This is a genomic window from Dyella marensis, from assembly GCF_049532885.1.
Lineage (GTDB): Bacteria > Pseudomonadota > Gammaproteobacteria > Xanthomonadales > Rhodanobacteraceae > Dyella_D > Dyella_D marensis.
Genome location: NZ_CP064029.1, coordinates 445,685 through 469,266 on the forward strand (window position 1 = coordinate 445,685; position 23,582 = coordinate 469,266).

19 protein-coding genes are annotated in these 23,582 nt (G+C 65.4%); 15 read left to right on the plus strand and 4 right to left on the minus strand.

The features are described from left to right. Positions 1-155 precede the first annotated feature (155 nt). The 9 genes from ISN75_RS01890 (at position 156) to ISN75_RS01930 (ending at position 6,796) form a co-directional block, all read left to right on the plus strand. Complete coding sequence (locus ISN75_RS01890) at positions 156-551, plus strand: pentapeptide repeat-containing protein (RefSeq protein WP_343821772.1); 396 nt, start codon at positions 156-158, stop codon at positions 549-551. A 214-nt stretch (positions 552-765) separates the two neighbouring features. Next, the gene (locus tag ISN75_RS01895) at positions 766-2,274 is read left to right on the plus strand and encodes an alpha/beta hydrolase (RefSeq protein WP_343821769.1); all 1,509 of its coding nucleotides are present in this window, start codon (positions 766-768) and stop codon (positions 2,272-2,274) included. Positions 2,275-2,304: 30 nt separating this feature from the next. Beyond that, entirely contained in the window at positions 2,305-2,679 is a 375-nt protein-coding gene (locus ISN75_RS01900; RefSeq protein ID WP_343821767.1) for a hypothetical protein, read from the plus strand. A 33-nt stretch (positions 2,680-2,712) separates the two neighbouring features. Next, positions 2,713-3,066: a hypothetical protein gene (locus tag ISN75_RS01905; protein ID WP_343821764.1), complete on the plus strand. Its 354-nt coding sequence runs from the start codon at positions 2,713-2,715 to the stop codon at positions 3,064-3,066. 38 nt (positions 3,067-3,104) lie between these two features. Continuing rightward, a complete protein-coding gene (locus ISN75_RS01910) occupies positions 3,105-3,725 on the plus strand; it encodes a cytochrome c oxidase assembly factor Coa1 family protein (protein WP_343821761.1) in 621 nt (206 codons plus the stop codon). Positions 3,726-3,730: 5 nt separating this feature from the next. Next, the gene (locus ISN75_RS01915) at positions 3,731-4,219 is read left to right on the plus strand and encodes a hypothetical protein (protein ID WP_423385119.1); all 489 of its coding nucleotides are present in this window, start codon (positions 3,731-3,733) and stop codon (positions 4,217-4,219) included. Positions 4,220-4,248: 29 nt separating this feature from the next. After that, positions 4,249-4,749: a VOC family protein gene (locus tag ISN75_RS01920; RefSeq protein ID WP_343821758.1), complete on the plus strand. Its 501-nt coding sequence runs from the start codon at positions 4,249-4,251 to the stop codon at positions 4,747-4,749. After that, the gene (locus ISN75_RS01925) at positions 4,746-6,176 is read left to right on the plus strand and encodes a serine hydrolase domain-containing protein (protein ID WP_343821757.1); all 1,431 of its coding nucleotides are present in this window, start codon (positions 4,746-4,748) and stop codon (positions 6,174-6,176) included. The genes ISN75_RS01920 and ISN75_RS01925 overlap by 4 nt, the downstream gene beginning before the upstream one ends. Next, positions 6,173-6,796: a hypothetical protein gene (locus ISN75_RS01930; RefSeq protein ID WP_343821755.1), complete on the plus strand. Its 624-nt coding sequence runs from the start codon at positions 6,173-6,175 to the stop codon at positions 6,794-6,796. Before ISN75_RS01925 ends, ISN75_RS01930 begins: the two co-directional genes overlap by 4 nt. 165 nt (positions 6,797-6,961) lie before the next feature. On the opposite strand, the gene ISN75_RS01935 is transcribed toward ISN75_RS01930, so the two are convergent. Continuing rightward, positions 6,962-7,393: a MerR family transcriptional regulator gene (locus tag ISN75_RS01935; RefSeq protein ID WP_343821754.1), complete on the minus strand. Its 432-nt coding sequence runs from the start codon at positions 7,391-7,393 to the stop codon at positions 6,962-6,964. Between the two features lie 72 nt (positions 7,394-7,465). Between ISN75_RS01935 and ISN75_RS01940 the strand changes: the two genes are divergently transcribed. The 3 genes from ISN75_RS01940 to pbpC all read left to right on the plus strand — a co-directional run bounded on the left by ISN75_RS01940 (position 7,466) and on the right by pbpC (position 15,999). Beyond that, the gene (locus ISN75_RS01940) at positions 7,466-8,299 is read left to right on the plus strand and encodes an oxidoreductase (RefSeq protein ID WP_343821753.1); all 834 of its coding nucleotides are present in this window, start codon (positions 7,466-7,468) and stop codon (positions 8,297-8,299) included. Positions 8,300-8,541: 242 nt separating this feature from the next. Continuing rightward, positions 8,542-13,524, plus strand: coding sequence for an alpha-2-macroglobulin (locus ISN75_RS01945; protein WP_343821751.1), 4,983 nt, complete (start codon positions 8,542-8,544; stop codon positions 13,522-13,524). A 48-nt stretch (positions 13,525-13,572) separates the two neighbouring features. Then, positions 13,573-15,999 (plus strand): penicillin-binding protein 1C, encoded by a 2,427-nt coding sequence (gene pbpC / locus ISN75_RS01950; protein WP_168649215.1) that lies wholly within the window; start codon positions 13,573-13,575, stop codon positions 15,997-15,999. A 92-nt stretch (positions 16,000-16,091) separates the two neighbouring features. Here the strand turns inward: pbpC and ISN75_RS01955 are convergent, their stop codons facing one another. The 3 genes from ISN75_RS01955 to trxA form a co-directional block, all read right to left on the minus strand. After that, positions 16,092-17,087, minus strand: a complete 996-nt coding sequence (locus tag ISN75_RS01955; RefSeq protein ID WP_343821749.1) for a hypothetical protein — start codon at positions 17,085-17,087, stop codon at positions 16,092-16,094. A 247-nt stretch (positions 17,088-17,334) separates the two neighbouring features. Further along, positions 17,335-19,092 carry a transcription termination factor Rho gene (rho, locus tag ISN75_RS01960; protein ID WP_167252710.1) on the minus strand — a complete coding sequence of 586 codons (1,758 nt, stop codon included), beginning with the start codon at positions 19,090-19,092 and terminating at the stop codon, positions 17,335-17,337. Positions 19,093-19,258: 166 nt separating this feature from the next. After that, complete coding sequence (trxA, locus tag ISN75_RS01965) at positions 19,259-19,585, minus strand: thioredoxin TrxA (protein ID WP_167252709.1); 327 nt, start codon at positions 19,583-19,585, stop codon at positions 19,259-19,261. Positions 19,586-20,013: 428 nt separating this feature from the next. Here trxA and ISN75_RS01970 point away from each other — a divergent pair, with 428 nt between their 5' ends. From ISN75_RS01970 to ftsX, 3 genes are all read left to right on the plus strand, one after another. Next, complete coding sequence (locus tag ISN75_RS01970; protein ID WP_343821747.1) at positions 20,014-21,765, plus strand: DEAD/DEAH box helicase; 1,752 nt, start codon at positions 20,014-20,016, stop codon at positions 21,763-21,765. Between the two features lie 115 nt (positions 21,766-21,880). After that, positions 21,881-22,558 carry a cell division ATP-binding protein FtsE gene (ftsE, locus tag ISN75_RS01975; RefSeq protein ID WP_167252707.1) on the plus strand — a complete coding sequence of 226 codons (678 nt, stop codon included), beginning with the start codon at positions 21,881-21,883 and terminating at the stop codon, positions 22,556-22,558. After that, positions 22,555-23,535: a permease-like cell division protein FtsX gene (gene ftsX, locus ISN75_RS01980; protein ID WP_423385120.1), complete on the plus strand. Its 981-nt coding sequence runs from the start codon at positions 22,555-22,557 to the stop codon at positions 23,533-23,535. Before ftsE ends, ftsX begins: the two co-directional genes overlap by 4 nt. Positions 23,536-23,582: the final 47 nt, after the last annotated feature.

Genomic DNA, 23,582 nt, shown 5'->3' on the forward strand with positions numbered 1-23,582 from the left:
GGAAAACGGGGTGGCACCATTGACCTTTAGCTCTAGTGCCTCGGCTCAAGTCGATGGATATCCACTCCGCGAACGTATGCTTCGGGGAGAATTCTCAACGAATCATTCGCCATCCGCTTCGACGAACGGATCCCGCGCATCAGGGACAAGGCCTTATGCCAATCGAGAATGAAGTCTTTGAGAACTGCGCACCAGAAGAGATTCCCTGGGAAGACCAGGCCTTCGTCTTCTGCACCTTTCGCGGGATCCGTGGCGAAGGCTTGCATAACGATGCTTCCTTTATCGACTGCACCTTTGAACAATGCGATTTCTATCTATGCATGTTCAACGTGGCGACCTTGGTCGGCGTTACGTTCAAGCATTGCGCCTTCCACGGAGGTTCGTTCGCTGGCTGTCGGTTGGTCGAATGCGTATTCGACAACTGCAGCTTCGGGAATGACAACATGGGCGGAGAGTGGAGGGCCGATGGCTCCCGTTGGTACGGGTGCAGCCAGCGGGATTGCGAAGGGCTGGATGCTGAGCTGGTTCCGCTACGGCGACTTGCTTGCTAGTGCTGCGCATCAAAGAGGCGAGGCTGGTTAAGGTGGAATAATGGCACCCGTCCCCTTGGTAACAAAAGAAATGGCGGTAATCACGTGAAGTGATTGCCGCCATTTTATTTATGGGCAATCCGGCCCAGGCGCACCCCACGCATCCTGTGGTAAAGAAGCCGGCGGTAGTCCGCCCAGCCTCCGTCGCCGCACCGCCAAGGAAAGGATCCGGTCCATGACGTTCCGCATCGCGCCTTACGCATTCGCCGCCGCCTCAACGCTCTTCAGCCTGTCGTCCTCCGCCGCCACCGAATCGCCCCGCCACGCCGGCGAGACGGTGATCGAAACCGGCGTCGCCACGGCCAACGACGGCACCACCATGCCCTACGAAATCGGCACGCTCTACGTGCCGGAGAACCGCGCCAAACCCGGCAGCCGGCTGATCGGCGTCGGCTTTGCGCGGGTCAAGGCGGCGCACCCCACCAAGGCGCCGCCGATCGTGCTGCTGGTGGGCGGCCCGGGCGTCACCATGCTGGACATCGTGCTCGACCGCGACGACACCGCGCAGCGGCGTGTCAAAGCCTGGCAGGCCTATGCGCAGGTGGCCGACCTGATCGTGATCGAGCAGCGCGGCTATACGCTGCGCGGCGACCGCATGGAAATCCCCAGCAAGGCCTTGCCACTGGACCGGCCCACTGTGGCGGCCGACGATATCGACGTCACCCGCGACCTGGCCCGGCGCGCGCAGGCCGCGTATCCGCAGGCCGATCTCTCCGGTTATTCCATTAACGAGATTGCCGATGACGTGGCCGATCTCAGCCACGCGCTCGGCTACGACAAAATCAGCGCGCTCGGTGCGAGCTTCGGTTCGCAATGGGCATTCGCCGTGATGAAAGCCCATCCGGGGCTGGTGGCGCGCGCGGTGATTACCTCGGCCGAGCCGCTCGATTACGGCTACGACATGCCTTCGCAGGTCTACGCCGTCTATCAGCGCATCGCGTGGGAGGCGGACCAGGATCCCGCGCTGAAACCCTGGCTGCCGGCGGGCGGCCTGGTTGCCGCCATGTGGGAGGTGCGCGAACGCCTGGCCAAGGCGCCGGTCACCGTCACGGTGAAAGACGCCAGCGGCAAAACGCAGCGCGTGGTGCTCGGCGTGGAGGATTACCAATCCGCATTGCTCGACGCCTCGCAGCACGCCGCCACCTTCCCGCGCTTCGTACTCAATCTCTATCACCGGCATTACGACGCCTGGGCCAAAGATGCCGTGGCCGCCCGCGCGGGCGAGCCGCGTTCGCTGATCAATCCGCTGATCAATATCGGCCTGGATATGAGCGCCGAGCGTAAGGCGCTGCTACGCAACGATCCCGCGCTGCCGATCATCGGCAGCTGGAATTTCGCCGGTTATCTGGCGACCAAGGGCGAGTGGGCCACGCCGGATGCCGGCGAAAGTTTCCGGCGCCCGGTGCGGGATACGACACCCGTATTGTTCGTGCAGGGCGATTGGGATCCTTCGACCCCGATGGAAAACACCCTCGCCATGCTGCCCTGGTTCCCCAACAGCCGCATGATGATTCTGCATCGCGCCCAGCATGGCGGGACGTTCCAGTGGCTGCGCACGCGTCCGGAGTTGGCGGCGAAGGTATATGACTTTCTGCGGACGGGGGAATTCGGCGATCTGCCGAGTGAGGCGGCGTTGGATGCGGTGGCGTTTGAGAAGCCGGATGTGGCGGCACCGTTGCGCTAGTCGGGTCTTTCGGCCGATTTGGGGGTCTACTTGAAAACAAGCGGCATCAAGCGGCTGATCGGGCTTGTGGTGTTCTGCGCCGTCGGGATCTTCTTGGCGTCGCTCTGGTCCCGCTCGACGCCGCTTCCGGCATTCAATGAAGCCCTTGCTGCATATAAAGGGCAGACACCTTTAGTGCTGGGCGGGCGCGATCGATTCGAGGGCGGAGAAAGCTACCACCGTCGAAACTATGTGCTGCTGCTTTCTTTCAAGTTTGTGGTGATAACGCAGAGGGGCAATGAGCCGCCGGTGGTAAGAGAGGAGACGGGCGGCTTCGTTCTGTTCGCGGCTGTTGTGATGGCAGCGCTCCTTTGGGAGTGGTGGAGACGCTCGGAGAAGGTTGAGGAAGGTGAGGCGGATAACTAAGGACGTGGGCGTAATTCGATATGGAAGCCACCTATGGCTATTGACTTTGCATCACAAGCGGACCTCGTCCGCCAGCTGTCCTCGATCATTCCCGAGTTTGCATCCGAGTGGGCTGAGTGGCGTGACGGCGAGTCTCCTCTTAGCTCAAACCCCCATGTCGTATATATGGCTTTGATGCCATTGCTCGGCAGGGTCGAGCTGTCGGATAAGCAGTGCAAAGCGCTAGCGGAACTGATCAACGGGGCTGTCGCGGCTGGTGGAATGGCAGAGAACGCGGTCTTTACTTGCTTCCTGGAGCACTTTCGTAACGTTCCGGTGCATAAGAGAGTCAAGCCATACCTTCGCAACGACGCCAAGCTCAGGCTGTCGGCCAACTTCACGCCGTGAATCGGCATTACGCATCAACTGAATCTTTTGGGGGGAGCATGGAAAACACATCAGGCGGCGGCCGCAAAGCAGTCGTACCGCCGGAAATCGACAAATGGAACTGGGGCGCTTTCTTCCTCACCTGGATCTGGGGCGCGGCAAACAACACGCCCATCGCGTTCCTTATGTTCGTGCCCATCGTCAATATCCCGATGTGGGTCATTCTTGGCATCAAGGGCAGCGCATGGGCATGGCAGAACAAGCGCTGGGAAAGCGTTGAAGCTTTCAAGCGCACGCAGCGCAAATGGGCCATGTGGGGGCCGGTTGTCCTGGTCGCGCTCGTGCTGGCGGTCGGCGGCCTCTTCTGGAGCGTCATCTCCATCATGAAAAGCTCCGACGCCTACAAGCTCGCCGTCAGCGAGGTGCAGGCCAGTACCGAGGTGTCGCAGCTATTGGGCACGCCTATCACGCCAGGTATCCCTACCGGCAGCATCCAGGTGTCGGGCGCTGATGGAAGGGCCAATCTGGCTTTCAATGTGGAAGGCCCCAAGGGCAAAGGCACGGTCTACGTTCTGGCGGTGGAGGCCGTGGGGAAATGGCGTCTCGATAAGGCGGTGTTCGAGGACGGCGCGACCAAGAACCGGATCGACCTGAATGCACAAGGCGCCGGTGAGCAATGAGCGGCATGCCGTCGACCGTGCGCATGTGGCTGGAGAACCCCGTCGTGGCCAGCACCACCCGGCGCCCATTGGAGCAGTTGACCCCGGAGGCCCATATCCACGGCGGCCTCCGGCTTGAAATCCAGGGCCGTCTTGTTCCGTATATGGGTTATTGGGGGCCGGACGATGTCTGCATGCGCGATTGGCTGGTGGAGTTGCAGCGGGCGGCGAGGGCGTTGAGTGAAGATGGCGGGTGCCATGTCTTCGACGAGGGAGAGCAGGGCCAGCCGGCTTTCGAGTTCTCGTGCCGGGATGGCCAGGGCTACTTCTCCATCGTGGGCTCCGATATCTCCGATGCCGAAGGCGATGAGGCATGGCAGGACATTGCATTCGACCCGAGCGAATTCATCGAGGCGCTGAACACGTTGCTCGATGATTTCAAAGCGCTGCTGCTCGAAAAGAGTCCCGACGTGGCGCCACGCTGGTTAGCGAGAATCCAGCTCAATCAACCATAGGCGGGAGGGAGGCAGTCGCCTCCGTTCCCGTGGAACGTCAGTTGCCGGAACACTGGCGCTTGGAGACAGAACGCATGGCTATCAAACGCATGGACAACGTAGGCATCGTCGTCGAAGACCTCGATGCGACCATCGCCTTCTTCCGCGAGCTTGGCCTCAATCTCGAAGGCCGCGCCACCATCGAAGGCGAATGGGCCGGCCGCGTCACGGGCCTGGGCGACCAGCATGTCGAGATCGCCATGATGAGCACGCCGGATGGCCATAGCCGTCTCGAACTCTCCCGCTTTCTCGCGCCGACTGTCGTGGCGGATCACCGCAACGCTCCGGTGAATGCCCTGGGCTATCTGCGCGTGATGTTTGCCGTGGACGACCTTAACGACACGCTCGCACGGCTGCGCAAGCATGGCGCGCAGCTGGTGGGCGAGGTGGTCGACTACGGCAGCGTGTATCGGCTTTGCTATATCCGCGGGCCTGAAGGCTTGCTCATCGGGCTAGCTCAGGAACTAGGCGAAGGAAAAGGAAGGCCTTGAACACTCGTCGTCTATCCATCGTCGCACTCGTGCTTGTGTTGCTGCTGCCGGCCATCGCCTGCGCTGGCAAGGACTCGCTGTCGGACGCCATGAACCGGCAGTTACAGGTCAACGGGCAGCGTTACGGCATGGCCGGGCAGGCGGTGCTGGTGACACATAACGGCAAGGAAGTTTTTCGCGGCGTGGATGGTTATGCCAATCTCCAGGCCAAGGAAAAAATCACTGCCCGCACCATCTTTCCGGTTTATTCGCTGAGCAAGCTTTTCGTCAGCACGCTGGTGATGCAGCTGGTCGAGCAGGGGGCGGTGGATCTGGATAAACCGGCCAGTCTTTATCTGCAGGGATTGCCGGAAAGCTGGCGCGGAATCACGGTGCGCCAGTTCCTCAACCACACTTCCGGCGTGCCGGATTATTTTTCCGACAACGAGCAGCCCACGGCTTTCCCGGCCAGCATGCAGGACGTCTTCGCATCGCTTGGACCTAAACCGATGCTGTTCGCGCCCGGCACCCGTGCGCGCTATACGCAGACCAACTATCTGGTGCTGTCGGCTTTGCTCGAAGCGCATTACGGCCAGCCTTATCCGCAGATTGCGGGCGAACGCATCATCCGGAAACTCGGCTTGAAGCACACCTGGCTGGGCCGGCCTTCGCTGCCGGCCAGCGGCGTCGCCCTGGGTTATCTCGGCAAGAACGGCAAGCCGCAGCGGGAAACCGAGATTGCGTGGCCGGCCTACAGCTATGGACATGCGGAGCTTTACCTCACGCTGGACGACCTCGCGAGGTTCTTGCAAGCGTTGAGTTCCGGCGAGCTCGTAAGCAAGGCTTCGCTGCAGCAGTTCTGGCAGCCGCAGAACTTGTCCGACGGTCGCCGGGGCGACTTCTCCACCGGCTGGGAATACGGCGAGAGCGGGGCTTATCGGCATGCCGGACATGACGGCGGTGCGCGGGTGCGGGTACGCGTCGTCTACAAGGACAGCCTCGACGACGATACCTATGTCTTTATCTATCTGAGCAACGGCAGCGCAAAGAACGTCTGGTCGCGCACCTTGATCGGCAGCGCTATGGCCACGGTAGCGCCGGAAAAGTTTCCGGCGGAAGTGCTGTCGGAAAAGCTCATGGCTTATGCGTTGGCGCCGTCGACTGGGCCGGAAGCCGGAAAGAAGATCCGGGCCGGCACGCCACTCCAGGGCGAAGCGCTGGAGCGCACCATCAATAACACCGGCTATGCCGCGCTGGAATTCCTCAGCGCGGACGCGGCCATCCGGGTGCTGGCGCTGAATACCGAGTTCTTTCCCGCATCCGCCAATGCGTGGGACAGCTTGGCCGATGGGTACAAGGCAAAGGGCGAGCAGGCGAAGGCCCAGCAGTTGTACGACAAGGCCCGGCAGCTTCAGGCCGATCAACAGCAAGGACAGGCAAAGCCATGAAAGAAGTGTCGTTCACCGGTGGGTCGCGCATTGGCTGGGTAAATGCGTCATGGCCATTGGCAACACTGACTGCCCGCGCGCAAGAACTCAAGCTTTCAACGCTCGGGACCTATACGTTCACCGATCAGGAAGTGGTGTCGTTCGAGCTCTATGGCTCCATCCCCATTCTGTCCAGCGGCATTCGCATTAACCACAACCGGTTGGACTATCCGGAGAAAGTCGTCTTCTGGTGCATGGGAAACAGGGAGGCGGTGCTGGATGACATCCGCTCCGTGGGTTTCAGGCCGCAAGGCAAGGCGGTGGAGCGGCCTTCCGGCTTCGCTTTCCGCTGGAGCGCCGCCCTGTTGGCCATCGTGGTCTGGAATGTATTGCTCCTCGGCGACAACCAGTTCCACCTCGCCAGCCGGCCGGGTCTGCCGGGGCCGCTTACGGTGCTGGCGCTTGTTTCGGTGTTTGCTGTTTCGTCGGCGCTGCCTTATTCCGCCGGGCTGCAGCGCGCGGTGTTGCGGCCTGGCCGCTCCATCAACGAAATAACGCCGTACCTGCGGCTGCTGCAGCTGGTCACTGGCCTGGTGTCGCTGGGTATGGGGATTTCGCTGTTTGCTACGTGGAGTACGTAATAAAAATGGGGGCGGGTCCAATTAATAAAGATAACTGCACCTGTCCCCATTAATTCCCACCTTGCAACGCATCGCGCCGTTGGGGTTCGCCTTCGGCTCACCCCAACCTACGGTGGTGGCGTCGGGTGCCGGGCTCCTCGTTGGCCGAAGTTATCCTCAACGCATTCAAGCAAGCCGCGTGCGCTTGCCGCCCACCATGCGATTAACCACCTCCAGCCCGCAGAACGACGGCTCGTCGCCATGCTCGCCCGCTTCGATCCAGGCGATCTTCGCCCGCAGATAGCTCTGCAGCTTGCCGAGCTGCGTGGCCTTCTCGTCCACCTGCGCCAATTGCGCCTGCATCACCGCCAGCCGCCGTGCCTGATCGATGCCGCCGGCTTCGTATTCCTCGTTCAAGGTGACGATCTGTTTCAGCGTAAAGCCCAGTTGCTGGCCGACCTTGATCAGGGCGATGCGATCGACGTCGGCCTCGTGGAATTGCTGGTAGCGGTTGCTGCCGGACGCGCCGGCGCTAGGCCTGATCAGTCCGAGCTTGACGTAGAGGCGTACGGCGTCGCGCGTCAGCCCGGCGCGCCGGCAGAATTCAGCGATCAGCATGGCGTAGGCCTTGACTAGGGGGTATAGGCCCTAGTTTAGGCTCAGGGTCCGCAAACCACCAAGTGACTGGCCATGAGCAAAACCGTACTGATTACCGGCGCCTCGTCGGGCATAGGCGAGGCGACCGCGCGCCGCCTTGCGCTGGAGGGATACAAAGTCTACGCGGCCGCGCGCCGGGTGGACCGCATGAAAAGCTTGTCCGACGCCGGCATCCAGGTGCTTCCGCTGGATCTGACCGACGACGCTTCGATCGTCCAGGCAGTGGAAGCCATCGCCCAACGCGAAGGGCGCCTGGATGCGCTGATCAATAACGCCGGCTACGGGTCTTACGGCTCGCTGGAAGACGTGCCCCTGGACGAGGGCCGCCGCCAGTTCGAAGTCAACGTCTTCGGCCTGGCCCGCCTGATCCAACTCTGCCTGCCCATGATGCGCGCGCAGCGCTCCGGCACCATCGTCAACATCACCTCGATCGGCGGCAAGATGCACGAGCCGCTGGGCAGCTGGTATCACGCCACCAAGTTCGCGGTGGAAGGATTGAGCGATTGCCTGCGCATGGAGCTGGCGCCGTTCGGCATCGATGTGGTGGTGGTGGAACCTGGCGGCATTCGCACGGAATGGGCCGGCATTGCCCAGGAGGGCATGCTGCGTTACTCCGGCCACACCGCCTACGCCGAACAAGCCGCCATGCATGCGCGCCTGTTCGCCGCGAGCGACAAGTCGTCGATGGTGTCGCCGCCGGATGTCGTGGCCAAGACGATCTCACGTGCGCTGCGCGCTTCGCGTCCGCGCACGCGTTACGCCACAGGCGGAGGCGCGCGGACGATCCTGTTCCTGCGGCGCTGGTTGAGCGATCGGGCGTTCGATGGATTGATGCGGCGGATCGAGAAATCGCTGGCCGGCGCCTGATCCAGAGGCGACGGCGTAGGTTGGGGTGAGCCGCAGGCGAACCCCAACATCGGCACCTTCAAGCGTATCGCGATGTTGGGGTTCGCCGTTGGCTCACCCCAACCTACGCCGGTAGTGGCGGTTAAAACGGGACGGGCTGGACTCATCCCCATTAAATGCAGATTCAATCAAGGCGCTACCCCCAAGCCTCGATTCGGCCATAAATGCGTGCCAGACTGTTTTCGTACCTTGGGGGAATATCTATGGATCGGAAACTGTTTGGCGGCCGCGTCTTTGGCGTGGTCGGTTTTGCGCTGTGCGTGGCGGTCTCCCTGGCCGGTTGCGGCCATCACGAAAGCGATAAGCCCGCCTTGCAGGGGCACCCCGCGCCGGCGTCCTCGGCGGGGCAGGCGGAAAAGGCTGCCTTTGCCCTGCTCAGTGCAGGCTCTCGTACCGAGGACACGCGGACGGAACTGGCTTTGGTGTTCAACGCACCACTGGCATCCGCACAATCTTTCGACAAGCTGCTTTCGGTCGCCGGCTCCAATGGCGAAGCGATCAGCGGGAGCTGGAGCCTCAAGGACGATGGCAAGACGCTGGTATTTCCGTTCGTGCAGGCCGACCAGCATTACGCGGTGCAGGTGCGCGGCGGGTTATTGGCGGCCGACGGGCGTTCGATCGGCGCGGATCAGAAGCACGATGTCTATTCCGGCAATATGCCGGCTGCCGTGGGCTTTGCTTCCTCGGGCAGCGTATTGCCTGCACGGGGATCGCGCGGCCTGCCGCTGGTGTCGATGAATGTCCACGACGCGGATATCGAGTTCTTCCGCGTGCGTGATGACTCCATCTCGGATGTGTTCTGCGCCTTCCCAGCCAACAAGCATCGCAACAATTACGACCTCGGCCACGAGATCAGCACCTGGGATCGCTGCAACGACCACAAGCGCACCCGCCGTCCCATCACCGACATGGGGGAATCGGTCTACGCCAATCACTACACGCTGGACGGCGAGCCGAATGCCCGCACCATCACCTATATCCCGGTGCAGAAGGTGGCAGAGCTGGCCCAGCCCGGCGTCTACATGGCGGTGCTCAAGCAAGGCGGCACGTACTCCGGCAGCTATGACACGGCGGTGTTCTTCGTCAGCGACCTGGGCCTGCATCTGCGCGTCTATCGCGACAACGCGCTGCTGCATGTGGCGTCGCTGCATGACGGCTCGCCGGTAAGCGGCGTCGCGGTGGAGGTGGACAATGCCGACGGCACCGCCAAGCTGAAAGCCACCACTGACGACAACGGCAACGCGCTGATCGCCTACAAGGTCGACCCCACCGACGTGCTTATCGCCCGCAAGGGTAAGGACGTCTCCGTGCTGCCGTTCAATCGGCCGGCGCTGGATATCTCCAACTTCGACGTGACGGGCCGCAAGCAGGCGCCGTTCGAAGTGTTCGCCTGGTCCGGCCGCGACCTGTACCGCCCGGGCGAGACCTTGCGCGCCTCCGCGCTGCTGCGCGACTACGACGGACGGGCGATGAAGCAGCAGGCGCTGTTCGTGCGCCTGAAGCAGCCCGATGGGCGCAGCCTGGTCGATACCAAGCTGGATCCGAAAGACCTCAACTATTTCGAACTGAGCCGCACCATTCCGGAGGACGCGCCCACCGGCCTGTGGCAGCTGGAGTTCCGCCTCGATCCGGCCAGCAAGGAAGCGGTGCAGGCTTTTCCGTTCCATGTGGAGGAGTTTCTTCCGGAGCGCCTGAAGCTCGATCTCTCCAGCCCGCAGGCGCGCCTGGCGCCGTCCGAGCCGCTGAAGCTGGCGGTGTCTTCCAGCTATCTGTATGGCGCGCCGGCCGATGGCAACCGCGTGACGGCCAAGCTGCTGGTCAAGCCCGAAGTGCATCCGCTGCCGGCGTTGGCCGACGTGTTCTTCGGCGACCCGCTGGTGGATCTGCCCAAGGATGCCGCGGACGTGCTCGACGCCAAGCTCGACGCGCAAGGCCATCTGGAACAGGACATCGACCTGCCCGACGAAGTGAAGCCCGTGGCGCCGCTGACGGCGACGTTGTCCGGCAGCGTGTACGAGACCGGCGGCCGTGCGGTGACGCGCATGCTCAATCGCGTGTACTGGCCGGCGCCTGTCTTGACGGGCGTCCGTCCGCTGTTCGATCCCAAGCAAGGTGCGCCGAGCGAGGGGCGCGCTGCATTCGAAGTGATGCGTGCCGATATGGACGGCAAGCTGGTGGCGGGCAAGCACTTGAAGGTGCGCCTGCAGCAGGAAAGCCGTGACTTCTATTGGCTGTACGAACACGGCGACGAATGGAAATCCAACGCCAACGTGCAGCTGACGCTCGTGGAAGAGAAGGACATCGACGTCGCCGCTGGCCAGCGCGCGAAAGTGGACTTCCCCGTGCAATGGGGCGGCTATCGGCTGGAGGTTTATGACCCCGAAACCAAGCTCACTTCGGTGTTCCCGTTCTTCGCCGGCTATAGCTGGGAAGACCAGAACACCGGCAAAGAAGCGCGCCCGGACAAGGTGAAGCTTGCGCTGGACAAGGCCCGCTACCGCGCCGGCGACACCATGAAGGTGACGGTGACGCCGCCGCACGATGGTCCGGGCCTGCTGCTGGTGGAATCGGATCATCTGCTCTACAGCCGCACTATCGACGCCACCGCCGGCGCGACGTTCGAGATCCCCGTCACCAAGGAATGGGAACGCCACGATGTCTACGTGGTGGCGACGGTGTTCCGCGGCGGCGATGCTTCCGAAAAGACCACGCCGGCGCGCGCCATGGGTGTGGAGCACGTGGCGATGGAGCGCAACGACCGGCGCATTTCGCTGAAGCTCACCGCTCCGGCACTGATGCGCCCCGGGCATGCGCTCGACGTGACGGTGCAGGCGGAAGGTCTCTCCGGCAAGAAGGCTTACGTCACTGTCTCGGCCGTCGACCAGGGCGTGCTCAATATCACCAGCTATCCGGTGCCGGACGCGTGGGTGTGGATGTTCGCCAAGCGCGCGTTGAGCGTGGAGGCTTACGATCTGTATAGCCGCGTCATCGAGGCGATGGAGGGTGCCGAAGCCAAGCTGCGCTACGGCGGCGATATGAGTGGCAAGGGTTTGCCGCACGGTGCGCGCCTCAACCCGAAGGTGCAGATCGTCGATCTGTTCGCGGCGCCGGTGCAGTTCGATGCGCAGGGCCGGGCGACGGTGCATCTGCCGGTGCCCGACTTCAACGGCAGCCTGCGGCTCGCCGCGCTGGCCTATGCGGACGAGCGCTTCGGCAACGCCGACGGCGCGGTCACCGTGCGCGCTCCGCTGGTGGTGGAGCCGAGCACGCCACGGGTGATGGCGGCCGGCGACAAGGCGAAGATCAGCATCGACCTGAAGAATCTTTCGGGTAAGGACGGCGTTGCCAAGGTCAGCGTGAAGGCGGATGGCCTTATCAAGGTGAGCGATGCCACCCGCAGCGTGCCGTTGAAGGATGGCGCCGGCACGACGTTGACCATGCCTGTCGCCGCCGATGCCGGCGTTGCCGTGGCCAAGATCGACATCCACGCCGAACTGAACGACTACAAGGTGGATCGCCACTTCGAGTTCGCCGTGCGTAACGCCTGGCCGGAAGTGCTGAGCACCGTGCCGATGGCGATCGAGGAGGGCAAGCCGGCACGCCTGGATGGCAGTGCGATGAGCGGCCTGGTGCTGCCGACGGTGCGCAACCGCCTGACCCTGAGCATGCTGCCGCCGTTGCCTTACAGCGCGGCCCTGCACGATCTGCTGCTCTATCCGTATGGCTGCATCGAGCAGACCACCAGCAAGGGTTATGCGGCGCTCTACCTCGACGAGAAGACCGCGCATGCATTGAACACGGCGGGCCTCGGCGAGGCTGCACGCAAGGCGGCGGTGGAGAGTGCGCTCGCACGCATCGCCTCGTTCCAGGCTGCCAATGGGCACTTCAGCTTCTGGGGCGGCACCAGCCCGATCGAGACCTTTACCACGCCTTATGCGGTCGACTTCATGCTCGACGCACGCGACGGCGGTTTCGCCGTGCCGCAGGAGGTGCTGCAGAAGGCGCTGCTGCGGCTCAACGACGACCTGCTCGCCGGTGGGCATCCGTACTACTCGTACGAGCATCACGACCACATGCGCATCGCCGATGAGGCTTACTCCGGCTATGTGCTCGCCCGCGTCAACCGGGCCCCGCTGGGCACGCTGCGCGCGGTCTTCGACAACGAGCGGAACAAGCTGGTGGGTCCGCTGCCGCTGGTCCATTTTGCCGTGGCGTTCAAGCTGATGGGCGACAATGAGCGCGCGCAGAAGGCGATCCAGGAAGCGTTTGCCTGGGACAAGGAGCGCCCCTGGTACGTGGGTGACTACGGTTCCGAGCTGCGCGACCTGGGCGTGATGGTGTCGCTGGCCCATGCCTATGGGCTCAACAAGGCCGAGTACGACGCGAAGCTGGTCGACTGGGCACGCAACGCGACCACCAAGGTGAAGTCCACGGACGAGAAGGTGCCGTACTACCACTGGTCGTGGTCGTATCTGAGCACGCAGGAGCAGGTGGCGATCGCACGTGTGGCGCATACCTTCGACGCCGCGGGCCGCGGCACGCTTGCCGCCACGGTGCGGGTGGGCAGCAAGACGGAAAGCGCGCCGGAAGGCCAGACGATCTGGGTGCGCGATCTCACTCCGGCGGAATTGGAGAGCGGCGTGACCGTGCAAGGCGCCGACAAGGGCATCGTATTCGCCACGCTGGACGTGGCGGGCATTCCGCAGAAGGCGCCGGCCGCCGATGCCAGCCAGATCGACGTGCGCCGCAGCTACTTCACTACCGATGGCCATCCCTGGCCGGGCGGCAAGCTGCGCGAGGGCGACACCTTGATCGTGGAGGTGAGCATGGAAGCGCGGGTGGACATGCCCGATGCCTTGGTTACCGACCTGCAGCCCGGCGGCCTGGAGGTAGAGAACCTCAACCTGGGCGGCGCCAGGCAGTGGGAGGGCGTGGTGGTCGATGGCATCCAGCTCGCCGAGCACGAAGGTGCGGCCAACGTGGTGCACGAGGAGTATCGCGACGACCGCTATGCGGCAGCCCTCAAGCTGCGGCGTGGCAACGTGGCGCGCGTGTTCTATGTGGTCCGCGCGGTGACGCCGGGGACCTACACGGTGCCGCCGCCGCTGGTGGAGGACATGTATCGCCCTGGCATCCGTGGCTACGGTGCGGCGACGCCTGCCCAGCTCACCGTCGAAGAACCCTGAGTGTCGCTGGGCCGCGCGCTCCGCGCGGCCCGGTTGGCAACCCGATCGATGAGCACTTCCGCTCCCTCCAGCCAGAAGACGCCGCCTCGCCGATGGTGGCGTCGTTTATGGCGCGTGCTCGTCGTGGGTAGTCTTGGCGTCCTGCTGGCGGCGGTGCTGCTGGATCGCCTTTTCCCATTGCGCCTGCCGGCGCCGGATACCGGCAGCACCGTGGTGCTGGCGAAGGACGGTACGCCGCTGCGCGCTTTTGCCGACAGCGATGGCGTGTGGCGCTATCCCACGTCGGCCGGACAGGTGTCGCCGCTGTATCTGAAAGCGCTGCTCGCTTATGAGGACCGCGCGTTCTATCGCCATCCCGGCGTGAATCCGTTGGCCTTGGCGCGCGCGGCTTGGGGTGTGCTGCGTCATGGCCGTGCTGTCTCCGGCGGTTCCACCTTGACCATGCAGGTGGCGCGCATCGTGATGCCGATGCCGCATACGGTCACCGGCAAGGTGGTGCAGATCTTCCGCGCCCTGCAGCTGGAAGCGCATCTGAGCAAGGCGCAGATCCTGGATATCTACCTCAACCACGCGCCGTTCGGCGGGCCGATCGAAGGCGTGGAGGCTGCTTCATGGGCTTATCTCGGCAAGCCGGCACGACAGCTGTCGCATGCCGAAGCGGCCTTGCTCGCGGTGCTGCCGCAATCGCCCAGCACGTTCCGTCCGGATCGCCATGCGGAAGCGGCGCGGCGTGCGCGCGACAAAGTGCTCAAGCGCATGCAGGACGAGGGGCTATGGAGTGCGGCCGAGGTTGCGGACGCCAGGCTGGAACCGGTGGCCGCACGCTCGCTGCGCTCGCCGCTGGATGCGGCGCTGCTGGCGGAACGCCTGCATCGCGAGCAACCGGGCGAGCGGCGCATCGTCACCACCATCGACGCCAACCTGCAGCGGGCGGTGGAGGACCGCGTCAGCGAGTACCTGTCGCGCATGCCGCCGCGTACGTCGGCCGCGGTGCTGGTGGTCGACAACGCCACGCTGGAAACGCGCATCTATGTGGGCACCGCCGAGTTCGCCGATCCGCGCCGGCTCGGCCATGTCGACATGGTGCGCGCTTCGCGGTCGCCCGGTTCCACGCTCAAGCCTTTCCTCTACGGCTTGGCGCTGGACGATGGGCTGATCACCTCGCAAAGCCTGCTGGTCGATGCGCCGCAGGATTTCGGCGGCTATCGTCCCGCCAATTTCGATGAGGCGTTCCGCGGGCCGGTGAGCGTGGCGCAGGCGTTGCAGCAGTCGCTCAACGTGCCGGCTGTCGATGTGCTCGATCGCGTCGGGCCGAATCGCTTCGTGGCGCGCCTGGCCAATGGCGGCATCGATCTGCGCTTCCCGTCGGGTGGCTCGCCCAACCTGGCAGTGATTCTCGGTGGCGCCTCTACTCGATTGGAGGAACTGGTCGGTGCTTACTCCGCGTTCGCCAATAGCGGCGTGGCAGGCACGCCGCGCTACACGACAGCGCAGCCGGCACAGCCGCGGCGGCTGCTGTCGCCGGGCGCGGCATGGATCATCCGCGACATCCTTTCCAGCAATCCGGCCGACGTCACCGGCGCGCCGCTCGACGGTACCTTGAACGCGCAGAGCGCCATTGCCTGGAAGACCGGCACCAGCTACGGCTATCGCGATGCGTGGGCCATCGGCGTCACCGACGACTGGACCTTCGGCGTATGGATCGGCCGCCCCGACGGCACGCCGTCGCCAGGCCAATACGGCGCGGTGACGGCGCTGCCGCTGATGTTCAACGTCGCCAGCATGTTGCCGAACACGCATGCCAACCCGCGCTCGCCACGCCCGGCGTCGGTGAGTGCGGTAGATATCTGCTGGCCGCTTGGTGGCCTCGCCGGCAGCACGTCGCCGACGCTATGCCGCGACCGCCGCACCGCATGGACGCTGGATGGCGCCGTGCCCCCCACGTTTCCCGAACGCGATGTCTCCGCCTGGATGGGTGGCTTGCTGACCTTGCGCGTGGACGCGCACCAGCGCCGCCTCAGCGCCACCTGCCACGGCGCGGGCGAGCACACCGTGACCCTGGCCCGCTGGCCTGCGCTCGCCACCCCATGGTTGGCATCCGCGGATGCGGCAGCCTCTGCTCTGCCGCCGTTGGCGCCGGGCTGCGAACCCGATTCACTGGAAGTGGCCAACCCGATCCGCATCGCCGGCATCAGCGATGGCGCGGTGCTGCGTGCCGCACCCCATAGCGATGCGCCGCTATCCATCACCTTGCGTGCGCTGGGCACGGTGGAGCAGGTGCAATGGCTGGTGGATGGAAGGTTGCAGGGATCGAGCTCCGGTGCTGCCCCGATGCGCGTGGCGCTGCCACAGGCGGGGATGCATCAGATCACCGCGTTGGCGGACCATGGCGCCTTCGCGCACATGTCGCTGTCTGTCTTGCCGCCGCTCGTGTCGCCTGCACTTGGCCCCCGCTCGCGCTTGACGACGCCATAGGTTTCCCGCTGCCAGGTTTGAGGCGTCCGATGTGGCAATGAGAGGAAGGCAAGCGGCCTGTCCGCTTCTTCTTCCATCGCGGCGACCTTCATTCAATACGCCATATTGAACGCCGCCCGCGGACTGACAAACGCCCGCGTGTTATGCCCCGCAAAGCTCACCTGCGCCCCCACGATCAACCCATACTGGCTGTTGAAGTTGTATTCGATGCCCGGCGTTACGCTGAAAACCGAGCTGTAGTCGTCCGTGCGCTGCATGGCCCAGTGCCTGCCGTCCTTGCGGCGCACCTTGCCGTCGAGCCATGCGCGCCCCTGGCGGTTGGCGCTGACGTCCATGGCCAGCACCCAGCGCGGATCGATGCTGTATTCGGCGCCTACGCTGAGGTTGAACTGCGCGCCGGGGTGGTAGCGTCCGCGGAAGCCGCGCGGGGTGTTGTACACGCTGATGTCGCGCAGGCGCACGGCGGGTGGGCGCGGGCTCCACGAGAGCTGGCCGCGGATGCGCAGGGGGCGGTCGTTCGGCATCCAGAAGGTGCGCTGTGCGAGCAGCGAGAGGGTGGTGCGGCGTGCGCCGCTGCCCATGCCGTCGAAGGCGTGGTCGCGCAGCGAGTCGTAGGGGGCGGTGAGCAGGTTGTGCTGCACGAAGAACGAGATGGCGGCGCGGGTGCCGTCGCGGCTCGGTGCCTGCAGCAGGTATTGCAGGCGCACCGAGGCGTCGGTGGCGCGCATGGCGGTGGTGTGCTTGCCGTTTTCGGAGGTGTGCGTGGCGCCGAGGTTCAACTTGCCGGTGAGGCGCGGCGTGATGCCGTAGGCGATCGGCAGCAGCACCTGCCACTGCGAATACGGATGCGCGAGCTTCCTGGTTTCTCCCGAGCGGTTGTAGCGTTCGTTCGCATACAGGTAGATGAGGTTGGGCGTGAGGATGAGCGCGCCCTTGCCCACGGTATTGGGATTGGACGTGACCAGCGTGCCGGTGTAGTTGATCTCGGGAAGGATGCGGTCTTCCGCCAAGGCGGCCGGCGCGAAGGCCAGCAGGAGCAGAGGCAGATAACGTGCGAATCCCGGTTGCTGCGCTTTCGTGTGCTGCATGAGCGTATGCCTCTCGCGTTAGGGAGAAGCTTGAATACACTCAGCCAGAAACCCGAATAAATGCGGCGAACTCCGAAATATTTGCGCACATGCGCGGCCGTATTCGCCGCAAGCCGCATGTGGCTTGGGCTAGCCACGATGGCTTAGGGAAGACTCCCAATTTTCAGTTGGCGTGCGGTGCGCCCGCCTGCGCCAAAAAAAAAGGCCGGCATGAAGCCGGCCTTATCGAGCGGAACGCGGTGAGGCGTCAGCGCTTCATCGAGTTGAAGAACTCGTCGTTGGTCTTGGTGTTCTTCATCTTGTCCAGCATGAACTCCATCGCCGCCAGCTCGTCCATCGGATGCAGCAGCTTGCGCAGGATCCAGATCTTGGAAAGCATGTCCGGGTCGATCAGCAGATCTTCGCGGCGGGTGCCGGAGCGGTTGATGTCGATGGCCGGGTAGACGCGCTTCTCGGAGATGCGGCGGTTCAGGTGCACTTCCATGTTGCCGGTGCCCTTGAACTCTTCGTAGATCACCTCGTCCATCTTGCTGCCGGTGTCGGTCAGCGCGGTGGCGATGATGGTCAGCGAGCCGCCTTCCTCCACGTTGCGCGCGGCGCCGAAGAAGCGCTTGGGGCGCTGCAGGGCGTTGGCGTCGACACCGCCGGTGAGCACCTTGCCGGAGCTGGGCACCACGGTGTTGTAGGCGCGGGCCAGGCGGGTGATGGAGTCGAGCAGGATGACGACATCCTTCTTGTGCTCGACCAGGCGCTTGGCGCGCTCGATCACCATCTCGGCCACCTGCACGTGGCGCACGGCGGGTTCGTCGAAGGTGGAGCTGATGACCTCGGCGCGCACGGTGCGGGCGATTTCGGTCACTTCCTCCGGGCGCTCATCGATCAGCAGCATGATCAGATGCACGTCGGGGTGGTTGTACTGGATGGCCTGCGCCACGTTCTGCAGCATCATCGTCTTGCCGGACTTCGGCTGCGACACGATCAGGCCGCGCTGGCCGCGGCCGATCGGCGCCACCAGGTCGAGGATGCGGCCGGTGATGTCTTCGGTGGAGCCGTTGCCGCGCTCGAGATGGAATGCCTTGCGCGGGAACAGCGGCGTCAGGTTCTCGAACAGCATCTTGTTCTTCGATGCTTCCGGCGGGTCGCCGTTGATGTCGTCGACCTTCAGCAGCGCGAAGTAGCGCTCGCCTTCCTTCGGGTGGCGCACGCGGCCGGTGATGTAGTCGCCGGTGCGCAGGTTGAAGCGGCGGATCTGGCTGGGCGAGACGTAGATGTCGTCGGGGCCGGCCAGGTAGGACTCGTCGGCCGAACGCAGGAAGCCGAAGCCGTCCTGCAGGATTTCCAGCACGCCCTCGGCCCAGATGCCGCCGCCGGAGCGGGCATGGGCCTTGAGGATGCTGAACACCACGTCCTGCTTGCGGGCGCGGGCGACGCCTTCCTGGATGCCCAGCGATTCGGCGAATTCCAGCAGCTGGATCGCGTTCTTGCGCTTGAGCTCGGTGAGGTTGATCAGGCGGTCGTTGCTGCCGGCGTCGGCGTAGTCGTCGTCCACCGGCAGGCCGTTGTTGTTGCGGACGTGCTGCTGGCCACCACCGCCACCCTGGCCGCGCTGCTGCTGTTGCGGCTGGTTGTTGTTGCGCTCGTGGCGCCGGCGGCGGCCGCGGTCATTACGGTCGTTGCGGCGGTCGTTGTTCGGATTCTGGCCGCCCTGCTGCTGGGGCTGGCCGCCCTCGCGGGCCTGCTGCGGCGGCGCGCCCTCGCGGGGTGCGGCATCGCCCTGGAAGCTGCCGGGCGCCTGGTCCACCGGCAGGCTGGCCTGCACGGGGATGGGCGGCAGCGGCGGCGGCGGCTCGAACGCGGGCTTTTCCACGCGGGGCGCGCTCTCGGCGGCGGCTGCTGCGGCGGCTGCGGCGGATTTACGCGGTGCGCGGGTGCGCGGCGTTTCGGACGCAGTCTTGGGCTCGGCGCTCTTGGCGTCGTTCTGGTCTTGGCTTTCGATATCAGACACGGGCAAACCTCACGGGGCGCCGTTAATCACAGGAGGGAAGGGTGCGCGCGGGGCGCGAAGGGCGCGGGGGACGGAAGTCCCGACAGGCCCGGGGAATCTAACACCCGCCGCGCGGCGCCGTAAAGCGGGCGGCGGGTGCGAAAGATCCGGTATTCGGATCGAAGGCTCAGATCGACTTGTCGATCAGCTGCTTGAGCTGGCCCTTGCTGACGGCGCCGATCTGGGTGGCCTCGACCTTGCCGTTCTTGAACACCATCAGGGTGGGGATGCCGCGCACGCCGTAGTCGCGGGGCGTCTTCTGGTTGTGGTCGATGTTGATCTTGGCGATGCGCAGCTTGCCCTCGTACTCCTGGGCCAGTTCGTTCAGCGCCGGCGCGATGGCCTTGCAGGGGCCGCACCATTCGGCCCAGAAGTCCAGCAGGACGGGGGTATCCGACTCCAGCACTTCCTTCTGGAAGGCGTCGTCGCTCACGTGGGTAATCAGGTCGCTCACCGGGGTCTCCGATTGACAGGCGGGGGATGGTTTGACGACCGCGCGGCCAGCATCGGCTACACTGGGGCGCCCATGAAGCGCGGGTCGGACCGGAATAAGGAAGTGATGCCGTTGCGGCAGGCCTCCATTCCAGCGTAACTCAGGGCACGATTCAAGCGATTCAAGGGCCGCCTTCGCGGCAGTTCCGGCGATATAGGAAAACGGGCAAGGGGCCTGTTTCCCTATGTCGGCGGAACTGCCGGTCGCCTGGGCCCGCCACCTCGGCGCCAGTCGCGAGGCGCACCGCGGTAACCCGCGAGCCCTCGCCGCTGACCGGCCAACCCGTCGCGCTGGCCGGCGCCGCACCTTAACCCGTCCTTCAGGCTTTCCGACCGCCGCCGGGACAGGGCGAGCCGCCACCCGGCCGCCTACCTCACCGACTCTTATCCATGTCCGAAACCGTTCTTACCGATACCTTTTTCACCAATTTCGACCTCCATCCGCTGCTGCAGCAGGGCCTCGACGAGGCGGGCTTCACCCGCTGCACGCCGATCCAGGCGCTGACCCTGCCCATGGCCCTCACCGGCCGCGACGTCGCCGGCCAGGCCCAGACCGGCACCGGCAAGACCTGCGCCTTCCTGGTCGCCCTGATGAACCGCCTGCTGACCAGCCCGGCCGTGGCCGAGCGCAAGGACAGCGACCCGCGCGCCCTGATCATCGCCCCCACCCGCGAGCTGGCCATCCAGATCGACAAGGACGCGCGCAATATCGGCCGCCACACCGGCCTGAAGACCGCGCTGATCTACGGCGGCGTCGACTACGACAAGCAGCGCAAGCAGCTGCAGGACGGCTGCGACATCATCATCGCCACGCCCGGCCGCCTGCTCGACTACTACAAGCAGCACGTGTTCGGCCTCAACGGCGTCGAAGTGATGGTGATCGACGAGGCCGACCGCATGTTCGACCTCGGCTTCATCAAGGACGTGCGCTTCATCTTCCGCCGCCTGCCGGCGCGCGAGCAGCGCCAGGTGCTGCTGTTCTCGGCCACGCTCAGCCACCGCGTGCTGGAGCTGGCCTACGAGCACATGCACAACGCCGAGAAGCTGGTGGTGGAGACCGAGAACGTCACCGCCGACCGCGTGCGCCAGGTGGTCTACTTCCCCTCCAAGGAGGAGAAGATGCCGCTGCTGCTGAACCTGCTCGAGCGCACCAACCCGAGCCGCAGCATCATCTTCGTCAACACCAAGATGGCCGCCGAGCGCATCACTGATCGGGTCAAGCGCCAGGGCTACCGCGTCGGCGCGCTCTCGGGCGACGTGCCGCAGCTGAAGCGCCAGAAGCTGCTGCAGCGCTTCCAGGACGGCCAGCTCGACATGCTGGTGTGCACCGACGTGGCCGCGCGCGGCCTGCACATCCCGGCGGTCAGCCACGTCTTCAATTACGACCTGCCGCAGGACGCCGAGGACTACGTGCACCGCATCGGCCGCACCGCGCGCCTGGGCGCCGAGGGCGACGCGGTCAGCTTCGCCTGCGACCTGTACGCCATGTCGCTGCCGGACATCGAAACCTATATCGGCCAGCGCATTCCGGTGGCGGCGATCGATCCCGAAATGCTGGTGATGCCCAAGCCGCGCGAGATCGACGCGCAGTACGCCGCCGACGCCGCGGCCGACAGCGCCGCGTTCGGCGACAAGGTCGAGAGCCGCGAGAAGGACGGCGGCGGACGCGGTCCGCGCAGCCGCAGCGGGTCCGGCGAGCGCCGTTCGGGCGAGCGCCGCTCCGGCGAAGGCCGCTCCAATGAGAGCCGCTCCAGCGAGGGCCGTCCGCCGCGCGAGCGCAAGCCGCGCGAAGCCGTGCCGGCAGCCGATGAAGCCGTGCAGGCCGTGGCCGTGCATGCGCAAACCCCGGCCGGCGGCGATGCCGCCGGTGCGGAAGGCCCGAACAAGCGCCGCCGCCGCCGTGGCGGCCGCGGCCGCCGCCGCGAGGGTGCGCCGGTGGAGAACGCCGCTCCGGCCGCCGCCGCTGGCGAAGGTTCGCGCGGCAATCGCGACGGGCATCGTCCCCAGCGCGAGCGCGGCGCCGATGCCGGCCCGCGTCCGTCGCGCCAGGTGGCGGCCACCGCCGCCGTGCACGCGAAGGAAACCGCGCCGAAGAAGCCCGGTTTCTTCCGCCGCCTCGCGCGCTTGTTCACCGGCCGCTGAACCTGCTTGCCGCCGCGCACGCCGATCGCGTCGCGGCGGCCTGCGCGGTGATCGTTTTGCTGCGCGCATCCCTTATCCTTGCGGGCAGTGCGGCATCAGGGATCGAGGACACGCGGTGATCCGCTTCGACCAAGTCAGCAAACGCTACGAGGGCGGCCATGAGGCGCTCTCGCAGCTGTCTTTTCAGGTGGCGGCGGGCGAGATGGCCTTCGTCACCGGCCATTCGGGCGCCGGCAAGAGCACGCTGCTGAAGCTGCTCGGGCTGATCGAGCGCCCGTCGCACGGCAGCATCTCGCTCGATGGGCAGAACCTGGCCAAGATCGGCCGCGGCGGCATTCCCAAGCTGCGCCGGCGCATCGGCATGGTGTTCCAGGACCATCGCCTGCTGATGGACCGCACCGTCTTCGCCAACGTGGAACTGCCGCTGGTGATCGGCGGCGTCGCCCCGGCCGAGCGCGGCCGGCGCGTGCGCGCCGCGCTGGAGAAAGTCGGCCTGCTCGCCTACGAGCGCCAGCTGCCGGCCACGCTGTCCACCGGCGAGCAGCAGCGCGTGGGCATCGCCCGCGCCATCGTGGCCAAGCCCACCTTGCTGATCGCCGACGAACCCACCGGCAACCTCGATCCGCAGCTGGCGGTGGAAATCATGGGCCTGTTCGCCGAATTCCAGCAGGTGGGCACCACCGTGCTGATCGCCAGCCACGACCTGCCGCTGATCAAGCGCATGCGCAAGCGCGTGGTGGTGCTGGACCACGGCCGCCTGGTGGCGGACATCGCCTCGGAGGAGGTGCTGTGAGCGCCCCGCAGAACCTCGACGCGCCGATCGTGGCCGAGCCGAACCGGGTCGAACGCAGCCGCCCGCGCCCCGTCGCCAGCTGGCGCGACCACCACGCCTGGAGTGCCGGCGCCAGCCTGCGCCGCTTGATGGCGCGCCCGGTCGGCACCTTGCTGACGGTGGCGGTGATGGCGCTGGCGCTGGCCCTGCCGCTTACTTTCTATCTGCTGCTGGGCAATGTGCAGCAGCTCGGCGCGGCGCTGGGGCAGAACCAGGCCGTGTCGGTGTTCATGCAGCCGGGTCAGACCGGGCCGGCGGTGGAGCTGATGGCGACCAAGCTGCGCGAGCGCGCGGACGTGGCCTCGGTAACGATCAAGAGCCCGCAGCAGGGCATGGACGAACTGGCCAGGATGCAGGGCTTCTCCGGCGCGCTGAACACGCTGGACAGCAATCCGCTGCCGTATGCGGTGGAAGTGCTGCCCAAGCCCGGCGCCAACGCCGACGACGTGGCCCGCCTGGTCACCGACCTGCGCGCCCTGCAGGGCGTGGACCTGGTGCAGGACAGCGGCACCTGGCGCCAGCGCCTGGACGCGCTGCTGGGGGTGGGCAACCGGGTGGTGCTGATCCTGGCCGGCCTGCTGGCGCTGGCCGTGCTGCTGGTGGTGGGCAATACGGTGCGCGTGGATATCGCCAGCCGCAGCGAGGAGATCGGCGTGCTGATGCTGATCGGCGCCAGCGGCGCCTTCGTGCGCCGGCCTTATCTGTACGCGGGCATCTGGTACGGCCTGTTCAGCGGCGTGCTGGCCGCCGGCATGGCGCTGCTGATCGAGATGGCGCTGGCCGAGCCGGTGACACGGCTCGGTCATGTCTACGAGGGCAAGCTTCAGCTCGGCATGCTGCCGCTGTGGCTGCTGGGCGCGGTGCCGCTGGCCGCGGCGGTGCTGGGCTGGCTGGGCGCGCGCCTGGTCAGTGCCTGGCAGCTGCGCAAGGCCGCTTAGGACAATAACGAAAGTGACGCCGGTCGCAGGCAGCTGCCGCGCCGGCA